A 10,725-nucleotide genomic window follows, 5' to 3' on the forward strand; every position below is an offset into this window, starting at 1 on the left:
CCTCCTACTTAACCAGTGTACCTAAGTTCTCGCCTAATACTATCCTCTTTAACGCCCCGTACTCTTTTATACTAAACACTATTATAGGCATATGGTTTTCCATACACATGGAAATAGCAGTTGAGTCCATTACCCGCAGGTTTCTATCAAGAACCTCTATATAGGTTATAGTCTTGATTCTCTTAGCGTCTGCATATACCATTGGGTCCTTATCATAAACACCATCAACCTTCGTCGCTTTCAATATTACATCAGCTCCCATTTCCATAGCCCTTAAAGATGCAGCTGTATCGGTTGTGAAGTATGGATTACCCGTGCCAGCTACAAATATTACAACCCTCCCCTTTTCAAGATGTCTCAAAGCCCTCCTTCTAATGTAGGGTTCTGCTATTTCACGCATCTCTATAGCACTTATAACACGTGTTTGAACATCCATCTTCTCAAGAGCATCTTGAAGCGCCAAACCGTTAATTACAGTAGCAAGCATGCCCATATAGTCTGCACTTGCCCTATCCATACCCATAGCTGCACCTTTAACGCCCCTGAAAATGTTACCTCCCCCAATGACAGTACACACATCAACACCAAGCTCTTTTACATCCTTTATCTGCCTGGCTATTTCCTTTATGGTATCCTCACAAATTCCATAAGAAAGGGAGCCCATCAGGGCCTCCCCGCTTAATTTTAGTAATATTCTCTTAAAAACCGGCTTATCCATTCCTTATTCACCTATTTTAAAGCGTGCAAATCTTCTAACAACTATATTTTCACCCATCTTGGCTATAGCGTTCTGAACAAGGTCTTTAATCTTCATGCTGTCATCTTTAATAAACGGCTGCTCAAGCAAACAAACCTGCTCATAATACTTTTCAATCTTACCCTCAACAATCTTATCGAGAATATTCTCTGGTTTGCCTTCCTGCCTTAGCTGCTCTTTCATTATTTCTTTTTCCTTATTTATGACATCTTCAGGAATTTCATCCCTGCTTACATACTCAGGAGCTGCAGCAGCTATATGCATAGCTATATCTTTGCATAGATTATTAAAGTCATCAGTGTTGGCAACAAAGTCTGTCTCGCAGTTAACCTCTACCAAAACACCTATCTTGCCACCGGCATGGATGTAGCTTGTAACCTTGCCTTCCTTGGCCTCTCTGCCAGCTTTTTTAGCCGCAGATGCAAGACCCATCTCTCTGAGTTTATCTATAGCTTTCTCTATATCTCCATCTGTCTCCTGAAGCGCTTTTTTGCAGGCCATCATACCTGCACCTGTTCTCTCCCTTAATTCCTTGACCATTGCAGCTGTTATATTAGCCATTACTCTTCTTCCTCCTCTTCTGCCTGTAGTTTCTCTTCTCTACCCTCTTCAAAAGCCTCTTCCTCTTGCTTTAATTCAAGCTCTTTTTCATATCTTGCCTGACCATTCTTTATAGCCTCAGCAAGTCTTGCAGACATGAGCTTTATAGACCTTATGGCATCGTCGTTGCCGGGTATCACGTAATCTATTGGGTCTGGATCGCAATTTGTATCAACCAATGCAACTATTGGTATACCCAATTTATTAGCCTCTTTGACAGCAAGTTCTTCTCTTTTTACATCGATTATAAGTAACGCATCAGGCAAATCATTCATCTGCCTAATACCGTTTAGATACTTTTGAAGCTTCTCTTTTCTCTTTCTTAAGATTTTTTGCTCTTTCTTTGTGTAAGCTTCAATCTCGCCAGATTCTTCCATCTCCTCAAGTCTTTGAAGCTTTTCAAGGCTCTTCTGAATTGTTGCAAAATTTGTTAGAAGACCTCCAAGCCACTTCTCGTTAACATATGGCATATTGCATGACTGTGCAGCCTCTTTAATCTCCTCTTTGCCCTGCTTTTTGGTGCAAACAAAGAGAACTGTTTTGCCTTGAGCAGCCACATCCTCCAAAAACTCATAGGCCTTGTCGAAATAAACAATGGTCTTCTGAAGATCAATGATGTGAATATCCTTCCTTGCAGCAAAGATAAAAGGCTTCATTTTTGGATTCCAGCGCTTGGTCTGATGACCAAAATGCACACCAGCCTCAAGCAGCTCCTTCATCGTAACATAAGACATACCTCAAACCTCCTAAAGGATTTTTACCACCATCCCCTCGCCCCTTTTAGGGAATCCTTTTTGCAGGGAATGTGCGTGGTCTTGAATTTATATACAAAAGCCCAAACTTTTACAAGCCCTATTTAACCCTAAACACCCTTGCTGTTGGAAATTTATTGTAAACCTCCTCAAACAAACCACTGTCGTAGTCACCCAATATATACATCTTGTTGAAGTTGCTTTCAAATACCCTATCATCACAAACCAAAACAAACCTAACTACAACCTTTTTATCTATCCTGTTCATGCATATTTCAACATTTACACCCCTGCTGTTAAAGGTTTTTTCATCAGCTATTCTTCCATTAATAACATACACCAGCCTCTTTATAGGCAGTTTTCCATCTATCACACCTGTCTTTGTATCTATATCACCCCTGTTGCATTTAAAAACACCGTTTTTATAACCGAAACAGGCAAAGAAGGAATATCCATCTGGATATGATTTCTCCTTCTTAAAATCCCAGCTGCCAAGATAGCTAATAGCATAATATTTACCTATCATATCCTGCGTAAACAAAACGTAGTTATTGTTATCCTTCAAAGGCTTATTAAATCCAAATGCCATCTTGACAGCATCCCCTGCCGATACATTATCCTTTGTTATGTTATCCATTATGGGTTTGACACCATAGTGGTTCATAAACGATATTATGTTATGCATAAGGGTTTGATTGTCGCTAATTAACGCCTTAGCAACAAGATATGTTCTTGCCCCACCATGTGCACCACCATCATGATATGTTGCAAAACCATCTATATCTTCAATAGCATAGCCGTAATCCCACCAGGAAAATATAACGGCCTTATCTAACTCATCTTTTAAATCCAAAAAACTATCAACAATGGGCGCTGCTATGGAAGGTCTTGGTACAAATTTATACGCACTAAAACTGCCAAGCCCAACAACCAAAACCACAACAACCAAAGAGGAAATAACATTCTTTAAAGTAGAATTAAATTTATCACTCTTTAATCTATTCAAAATAAAATCAAACAGAAAACCAAAGCCTATACCAACAAAAGGTGCCAAAAACATAACTGTCCTATTGGAACTCCTAAAGGCCAGCATTCCAAGCAAAAATACAGGCAAAACAGCTACACCGTAAAATCTCGCAAAAACAAGGGCAAAAAGGGATAAAATAAGCCCTAGGGTGTCTATGACGGGGGATGATAGAATATAACTCAACACTTTTGCTGCTGCTACATGCTCAGCCTCTGTAATTGTCTTTAGTATGTTTGGAAAATCCCCACCAGCTGCAGAGCTTATTTTTCCGTATTGGGTAAAAAAACCTATTACGCTATTTAAACTTGAAAAAAACCAAAGTGGATTGGAAAAGAAGATAAACAGAAGGCAAACTACAGTTATATCCTTTAAATTTACCCTTCTGAAAATAAGAAAAGCAATCAAAACAACAAAATAAACAAGGTCTATGCCATAATGGGCATACCACCAACCAAATAACAAAAAGTTCAAGCCGAGTAGCAATGCATATAAATACATTCTCTTTCTATCTTCTGCAAGCGATGCTTTCACAACAAAATAAGAACCCAAAAACATAAAAAACAACTGAAGGAGGTCTGTATCTACCCTACCCATTGCAGTTCTTATTGCATACATCCAGGAAAAAGCCCCTACAAAACCGCCAACAAGGCCAGCTATAGGCATCTTGGCCTCATAAAACAAAAGGGCAAAAGGTATAACAAAAAGACTTGCCAGAATAGGAACAAGCATTAGCCCACTAAGATATATAGACATACCTGTAATCTTTGAAAACCAGGCTATCAAAAAGCTTATCAATGGAATAGGTTTGGCTTTTTTTGTAAATTCAGGATATGCCCTTAAGGTATCATTGTCAGACTTATAGTATGAGCCATTTTTGTATTCCTTTGCATACCTGAGCCAGTAATAAGCATCAAGCGTGGTCATGGCAGGATAATCTTTAACAAAATACACATCAGGCTTTGTTTTCCAAACGCTGAATTGATGGTATCTAAAATAAAACGAAGCAGAAAAAACAAGCAAAACAAAAATCAAGAACAACTTGAAATTGAAGTAGCTCGTCTGCTTCATCTTACGTTCCACTCTTTTTCAATTATTGCCTTATCATTTAGAAGAATCCTACCCAAAAACCTATCTCCTCTATTAAACCTACCAACGCCCTTTGGTGTTCCTGTCATTAACACATCATAATCACAAAAGCTAAAATACTTCTTTGCCTCATTCAATATCTCATAAGGTTTGTTTATCATTAAAGAGACGTCGCCCTTTTGTTTTAGCTGATCGTTTATGTATAGCTCTATGCCGAGTTTATCTACATCGTCTTTATCAATCGCTACAAAATCGCTAAAGACAGCAGCATTATCAAAAGCCTTGGCCTTCTCCCAAGGAAGTCCCTTATCCTTCAAGGCGCTTTGCACATCCCTCAAGGTTAAATCAATTCCAAAACCTACACCGACAAAATCCCCATCCTTAACAAGGAAACTTATCTCAGCCTCATAATGACACTCGCCAAAATTCGGCAGAAACAGCTGGGTAGATACAGAACTATTGGGCTTTATAAATAGTGTAATATTCCCCGGCTGCTCGTTGTTCAACTCCTTTATATGTTCAACATAGTTTCTTGCTATACATACAACCTTACTTGGACACACCAGGTTATCCTCAAAAAATAAGCCTTTCATTTCAGCCCCCTACAACCGTTATTACACCTACATTGTTAAACACGACCCTATCGCCAAATTCGCAGTACATTTTAGATGTCATTAAGAGGCCAGTGCAATGTGAAGGCCCCATAACCCTTAAATCCATCTCCTTTAAAGCCTCTATTGTTTTTTCTCTTTGAATCTCATCCGCAGGACCTAAGTGTGTACCACCCAAAAAGCCAAGGATACACTTATTGAACGTAGATTCTGCCTGCTTCATTATGTTAATTATTCCTCTATGTGCACATCCAAATAATACAAATAAAGAGCCATTAATTTCAATAAATACACTCAAATCATCTTCAACCTCATCCTTAATAAGCTCTCCGTCTTTCTCATAAACAAAATTCTTATCCACACTTTCAAAATCGTTTGTCATTTTTACAAAACCACTCGTCCAAATACCTTTTGCAACCTCAATTGGCTCTTCACTCAAAACAAATCTGGCTCCTTTTTTTTCAAAGAACTCCCTATCCTCTATACCAATATATCTCAAGTTTCCATCATCACTGAGTTTTGAATACCTCTTTCTAAATATCTCAGGGTGGGCATAGATAGTTGGTTTTGTATAATCAAGCAAATACTTAAGACCCCCTACATGATCATAATGTCCATGCGATAGAATAACTTTGTCAATTTTTGACAAATCCACACCTAAAAGCTTTGCATTATGAATCAAAGCATCGGTTTGGCCAGTATCAAAAAGAACAGTCTCACCGTCCTTCTCTATTAGCATGCTTAGCCCGTGCTCCGCTCTAAATTTAGCCCTAACAGCCGTATTCTCAACAAGCGTTGTTATCTTAAGCATTGCACAACTCCACAGCTTCTTCTAAAGATAAAGTTTTTTCATAAATTGCCTTACCCACTATAACACCAATAACACCGAATTTTTCAAGTTCTTTTACCCTTTTTATATCATCTATGTCCCTAACGCCGCCTGATACTATAATGTCCAAATCGGTTCTTACCGCTATTTCCCTGTAAAACTCCTCATCAACGCCGCTTAGCGTACCATCCCTACTTATGTCAGTTATAATAACTTCTTTTATTCCCCTATCCTTCATTTTAAGTAAAAATGATATGTACTCTATTTGGCTGTCTTCCTGCCAACCTGATATCCTTACAAAGCCATTATCAACATCAACACCAGCTATAATTCTATTCTTAAAAAGCTCAACTACCTTATCAAACTCCTGAGGGTTTTTAATGGGCATAGTCCCTATAACAATCTTAGCTGCCCCAGCTGAAAGAACCTTTTCTACATCTTCAACACTCCTCATACCGCCACCGACTTCAACCATTGCATTGCTCTTTTGCACTATATCCTCTATAAGCTTCAAGTTGTTTTTTTCCCCTCCGCTAAAGGCTGCATCCAAATCAACTACATGGATACGCTTAACGCCCAGATTATTGAAATACTCCACCAATTTTAATGGGTTTTCATGGTAAATTTTAATATTGTCCTTTCTACCGCGAGTAAGCCTTACAGCTTTCCCTTCTATCAAATCTATAGCAGGAATTATTATCATAGCTTTCCCTCACATATATCACAAAAGTTCTTTAACAGTTTCAATCCCACCCCTTGGCTCTTTTCAGGGTGAAATTGAACCCCCCACATATTATCCTTATTAACAGCTGCAGTAAAACTAACACCGTAATCACAACTTGCAATCTCTGTTTCATCTAAAGCCACTCCGTAATAAGAGTGAACAAAATAAAAGAAACTATTATCCTTTATGCCATTGAATATCTTGTTTTGTTTTTTTATATTAACGGTATTCCAACCCATGTGTGGCACCTTTAGGCCATTGCCCCTAAATCTCACAACCCTACCTTTAACAAGTCCAAACCCCTTGTGGATTCCAAATTCCTCACTCTCCTCAAACAAAAGATGCAGGCCCACACAAATCCCTAAGAACGGCTTCTTTTTTTCAATAACCTTATAAATAACATCAACAAGTCTGTATTTTTTGAGCTTATCCATACAATCGCCAAAAGCACCCACCCCAGGTAACACAACCCCATCGCTTGAGAGAATCTCTTCCTTGTTGTGCGTCACTTTAGAATTAAAACCAACAAACTCAATTGCCTTGGAAACACTCCTCACGTTGCCGCTTTCATAGTCAATAATCGTTATTAAACCCATAAGTTACCCCAAATCAACAAGCTTAACGCCGTTAAACTGTTTACCCAGAAACATGCTGCCGAGTTTGGCAAACTTCTCCTCTGAATCGGTTGTATAACAATTCAGTCTACCACTGCCTTCAAACAAGTCTTTAAAATCCTTAAGGCCCTTTACCAAGGCCTCTCCACTATCTATAAGACTAACTCCTACACCCATAACTCTTTGAATTATTTCTCTAAGAAGCGGATAATGAGTGCAGCCCAAAATCAATGCATCGCATTCCAAATCATATAGATAGCGCTTTGCAACCTCGTAGGTTATATCATCATAGATCCATCCTTCTTCAACCAAGGGTACAAATAAGGGGCATGCCCTTTGAGTTACCCTACAGCCTTTGTTGTATTTGGCTATTTTTTTTGGGTATGCATTGCTCTGTATTGTTGATGTTGTACCTATCACACAAACCTTTTCAAATTTAGCCGCAAGCTTTGCTGCAGGTTCTATAACACCAAACACCGGTAGGTTAAATTTTTTTTTCAATACATCTATAGCAACACTGCTTGCAGTATTGCAAGCAACAACTATGGCATCGACATTAAACCTCATTAAAAACTCAGCATTTTGAATCGAATACTTCAAAACCGTTTCTTTTGATTTTGTTCCGTATGGCAGCCTGGCGGTATCACCTAAATAAATAATATCTGAGTTAAATGCCTTTAGAAGTTGCTTGACTACACTTAAACCGCCCACTCCTGAATCAAATACCCCTATCAAAACACACCTTCCCATTTATAAGTTTTGCCAAAACAAAATCACCATCGCTTTCAAAGTGGTTTATGCAGGCATAATCCTGCGATATATTTAAAACTGCATTGCCCTGAATAGATAAAAACTCCTTTATAAAAACCCTATTAACGCCTCCGTGTGCCAATATTAGAATATTACCTTTTAGTTGCTTTAGCCTATCTTTAATAAAACTCACAACCCTCTTACGCACATCCTCAAAGCTTTCTCCTTTTTCAGGTCTGTAGAAAAACGGGTCTTTCAGAAAAGCTTCAGCCTCATAAGGATATAACCTCTCTATATCCTCCCATCTCAAAGATTCAAATATGCCAAATGAACGTTCTTTTAACCTATCATCTATAACAACCTCTGCCTTTGAAAAACCTTCAGCTACTATCTTACACCTTTTCAGAGGCGAACTATAAACATAGCCTATGCTTTTATCTTCAAAAAATCTAATCAACTCTTTAGCCTGTTTATATCCACGTTCAGACAGATCAACGTCTATATGTCCATTAAACACATTTTTATGATGGTTTTCAACCTCTGGATGCCTAATGATATAGATATCATAAATATCACTTTTAAACAAATACTTAAGCTTCTTCTCCATTCAGCGGACACCTTTTATAAATACTTAATACAATACCAACCAAAACACCATCAATTAGAAGCGAAGTACCCCCGTAACTCAAAAAAGGCATAGTTATACCCTTCGGGGGCATTATATGATAAACGCTAAATAGGTTCATGATAGCCTCAAAAGACAAAAGGGCACCTATACCAAAGCTCAAAGCCTTACCAAATATATCTTTACACCTAAAAGAAAGTTGAAACATGAAAGAAAGTAAAAAAACCAAAAGTAGAATCACCATTATAACACCTAAAAAACCAAAATCCTCACCAATGCCAGCCATAATAAAATCGTTATAAGAATCAGGCACAAAAAGACTTTTGTATATACCCTTCGCAACACCAACACCAAACATTCCACCACTGCCTAAAGCCACTAAGGCATGCTCAACCTGATAGTTTACCTTTCCAGTAACAAAGAAGTTTATAAGCCGCTGAACCTTATTGGGGTTTGTATATATTACAGCCCCCATAACAACAACAGCAGGCATTATAAGCAAGAGTATATGACTAAATTTATAGCCAAATACATAAATCATTGCCAAAAACACAAAGATTAAAAGTGCAGCGCTACCGACATCCGGCTCAACGGCAATAAGTAAAAAGAAAATACCAGCCACAACTGCAACGGGTATAACGCCCCTAGTTATATCATCTTTGAACTGCTGCTTTCTACTTATAAAATCGGCAATATATATTAAAAGGGCAAGTTGGGCAAACCCACTGGGCTCAAACATAAACCCGCCTATTCTTAGCCAGCGGGTCGCCCCTCTTATACTAACGCCATCTACATGTAAAAACACAAGCAAAAATAGAGCAAAAATAACTAAAATCAAGGATATTCTTTTTAAAAATCTATAGTTTAATACAGAAAAAAACCAGGCAGATGCAATTGATAATCCCACAAAAACAATCTCTCTTTTTAAGAAAAAATTGGGATCTGAAAACTTCTTAAATGCAAAATAATACGATGATGACCACACCTCGACTATACCTATAGCAAGCAAAAGAAAATATGGTAAAACAACAAAAGATGGCCTAAACCAAGGGAGCTTGTTCATACTCCTTCTTAAACACTTCCACTTCCTTTTTAAAGGCCTCTCCACGTTCTTCAAAATTCTTATAGGGCTCGCAACTCGAACCGCCTGGACTAAACAAAACTACATCATCTTTAGAGGCTACCTCAAATGCAGCCCTTACAGCGCCCCATATATTCACAGCAGGCAAAGGAACAGGCAAAAACCCATCCAACTCATTCAATATGACCTTTCTATCCTCACCGTAAACAACTACAGCCCTAGCCCTTTTTTCAAGAAGCGGTAAAAGCCTTGAATATGATTCACCCTTGTGTTTTCCACCTAATATTATAACAATTTTGATTCCCTCATCGAACGAGTTTATGGCAGCCTCAACGGCATCTAAGTTTGTAGCCTTTGAGTCGTTGTAAAACTTAACACCATCAATCTCATCCACAAACTCTATCCTATGCTCCAAATTGCTCATGGTTCCAACCACCTCCTTTATTGTTTTTTTCTCAATTCCGCATAAAAGCCCAATCAAAGCGGCAAAAGCTATATTCTCAAAAACTTTAGAGCCAAACAAACCTGTTTTATCTATTCTTAGATACTCAGGCCTATTTACAATAACCCCGTTTTTCTCAAAAAAACAATCGGCATTTCTATCTCTTTTTGAAACCAAAAACAGATTAGCCTTACCATCAAATATATAGCTATCTGAATCATTTTTTATAAAAAAATCATCCTCCAATTGGTTCTTGAATATTTTCTTCTTTGCTTCTATGTAATTATCCATGCTACCATGCCAGCTCAAATGATCAAACGCTATATTTAATATAGCCGCTATATTAGGTTTAAACTTATCTATAAACTCAAGCTGATAGCTACTTGCCTCAACGACATAGTACTCAGCGTTCTCATAAATAGCCTCGCTTAAAGGCAGTCCGTAGTTGCCACACGCTATAACCCTTTTTGATGCACCCTTCAAAATTCGCTCTACCAAAGCAACCGTAGTTGATTTACCGTTGGTGCCGGTAATTGCTATTATCTTGCCTTTTGCGTACCTATATCCAAGTTCAAGTTCACTTATAAGCTTTATTCGATTAGACCGGCAGTGCTTAACAAAGGGGTGCGACGGTTTTACGCCAGGACTTAGAACAACCTCATCAAATGATATCTCGAAGAACTTATTTATCTTGCCTTTTCCAAATAGATTAGCACCCTTAAGTTCTGCCCTATCATCGAAAGCATATACATCAAAGCCTTTATCCTTAAGCAATCTATAAGCAGCCTGGCCACTTCTTCCAAAACCAACTACTCCAACACGCATAC

The 10,725-nt window shown here is 38.2% G+C and carries 12 protein-coding genes; all 12 read right to left on the reverse strand.

Features of this window, described 5'->3' with window-relative positions:
- Positions 1-4: 4 nt before the first annotated feature.
- Complete coding sequence (gene pyrH / locus HIPMA_RS07820) at positions 5-718, reverse strand: UMP kinase (RefSeq protein WP_013682495.1); 714 nt, start codon at positions 716-718, stop codon at positions 5-7.
- Positions 719-721: 3 nt separating this feature from the next.
- Positions 722-1,318, reverse strand: a complete 597-nt coding sequence (gene tsf / locus HIPMA_RS07825) for a translation elongation factor Ts (protein ID WP_013682496.1) — start codon at positions 1,316-1,318, stop codon at positions 722-724.
- Positions 1,318-2,091 carry a 30S ribosomal protein S2 gene (gene rpsB, locus HIPMA_RS07830; protein WP_013682497.1) on the reverse strand — a complete coding sequence of 258 codons (774 nt, stop codon included), beginning with the start codon at positions 2,089-2,091 and terminating at the stop codon, positions 1,318-1,320. Before rpsB ends, tsf begins: the two co-directional genes overlap by 1 nt.
- A gap of 118 nt (positions 2,092-2,209) precedes the next feature.
- Positions 2,210-4,204 carry an STT3 domain-containing protein gene (locus HIPMA_RS07835; RefSeq protein ID WP_013682498.1) on the reverse strand — a complete coding sequence of 665 codons (1,995 nt, stop codon included), beginning with the start codon at positions 4,202-4,204 and terminating at the stop codon, positions 2,210-2,212.
- Complete coding sequence (locus tag HIPMA_RS07840; protein ID WP_013682499.1) at positions 4,201-4,815, reverse strand: fumarylacetoacetate hydrolase family protein; 615 nt, start codon at positions 4,813-4,815, stop codon at positions 4,201-4,203. Before HIPMA_RS07840 ends, HIPMA_RS07835 begins: the two co-directional genes overlap by 4 nt.
- 1 nt (position 4,816) lies before the next feature.
- Positions 4,817-5,644, reverse strand: coding sequence for an MBL fold metallo-hydrolase (locus HIPMA_RS07845; protein ID WP_013682500.1), 828 nt, complete (start codon positions 5,642-5,644; stop codon positions 4,817-4,819).
- Positions 5,637-6,365: a 1-(5-phosphoribosyl)-5-[(5-phosphoribosylamino)methylideneamino]imidazole-4-carboxamide isomerase gene (gene hisA, locus HIPMA_RS07850; RefSeq protein WP_013682501.1), complete on the reverse strand. Its 729-nt coding sequence runs from the start codon at positions 6,363-6,365 to the stop codon at positions 5,637-5,639. The genes HIPMA_RS07845 and hisA overlap by 8 nt, the downstream gene beginning before the upstream one ends.
- Positions 6,362-6,982 (reverse strand): imidazole glycerol phosphate synthase subunit HisH, encoded by a 621-nt coding sequence (hisH, locus tag HIPMA_RS07855; RefSeq protein WP_013682502.1) that lies wholly within the window; start codon positions 6,980-6,982, stop codon positions 6,362-6,364. The genes hisA and hisH overlap by 4 nt, the downstream gene beginning before the upstream one ends.
- A gap of 3 nt (positions 6,983-6,985) precedes the next feature.
- Entirely contained in the window at positions 6,986-7,735 is a 750-nt protein-coding gene (gene murI, locus HIPMA_RS07860; RefSeq protein WP_218915348.1) for a glutamate racemase, read from the reverse strand.
- The gene (locus HIPMA_RS07865; RefSeq protein WP_013682504.1) at positions 7,719-8,357 is read right to left on the reverse strand and encodes a histidine phosphatase family protein; all 639 of its coding nucleotides are present in this window, start codon (positions 8,355-8,357) and stop codon (positions 7,719-7,721) included. The genes murI and HIPMA_RS07865 overlap by 17 nt, the downstream gene beginning before the upstream one ends.
- Positions 8,341-9,438 (reverse strand): FtsW/RodA/SpoVE family cell cycle protein, encoded by a 1,098-nt coding sequence (locus HIPMA_RS07870; RefSeq protein ID WP_013682505.1) that lies wholly within the window; start codon positions 9,436-9,438, stop codon positions 8,341-8,343. Before HIPMA_RS07870 ends, HIPMA_RS07865 begins: the two co-directional genes overlap by 17 nt.
- The gene (murD, locus tag HIPMA_RS07875; RefSeq protein WP_013682506.1) at positions 9,416-10,723 is read right to left on the reverse strand and encodes a UDP-N-acetylmuramoyl-L-alanine--D-glutamate ligase; all 1,308 of its coding nucleotides are present in this window, start codon (positions 10,721-10,723) and stop codon (positions 9,416-9,418) included. Before murD ends, HIPMA_RS07870 begins: the two co-directional genes overlap by 23 nt.
- Positions 10,724-10,725: the final 2 nt, after the last annotated feature.

Source organism: Hippea maritima DSM 10411 (genome assembly GCF_000194135.1).
In the GTDB taxonomy this organism is placed as follows: Bacteria; Campylobacterota_A; Desulfurellia; order Desulfurellales; family Hippeaceae; genus Hippea; species Hippea maritima.